The organism is Prevotella sp. OH937_COT-195 (genome assembly GCF_003932845.1).
Classification (GTDB): domain Bacteria; phylum Bacteroidota; class Bacteroidia; order Bacteroidales; family Bacteroidaceae; genus Prevotella.
Genome location: NZ_RQZH01000189.1, coordinates 1 through 338, shown reverse-complemented (window position 1 = coordinate 338; position 338 = coordinate 1). Strand labels below are relative to the sequence as shown.

The 338-nt window shown below is 55.6% G+C and carries 1 protein-coding gene; it reads left to right on the top strand.

Annotated elements, in window-relative coordinates; genetic code table 11:
• Positions 1–279: hypothetical protein (locus EII32_RS12330; protein WP_158611199.1), on the top strand; the 279-nt coding region annotated here is incomplete at its 5' end.
• Positions 280–338 lie beyond the last annotated feature (59 nt).

Below are 338 nucleotides of genomic sequence, written 5' to 3'. Positions count from 1 at the left end.
GCTTTGGAGCTTGGTGTGAGCCGTATCGCTGTGAACCGGGTTTTGAATGGTCTGAACCGTAGCAGTCGTATTTTGATGGCTTTGTACCAGAGGGCTCGTCAGAACCGTGAGGGTAACCTGCTGTATTACGCTCCGGGCGTGATGGCGGAGCGTCTGCTGGGACACGAGGCGGCTTTGCCGCTGGGCAACCCGCTGCCGACCGTTCAGGTTGTTGGCAAGCAAGGCGGCAAGATTGGTAACCAGAATGCCAGGAAGCACTGGGGAAAGGAGGGTGTGTGATGGTACGTATAGAAGATGCTAAGATAGTGATAGAGATACCTTGTCGGAGCAAGCGGGAC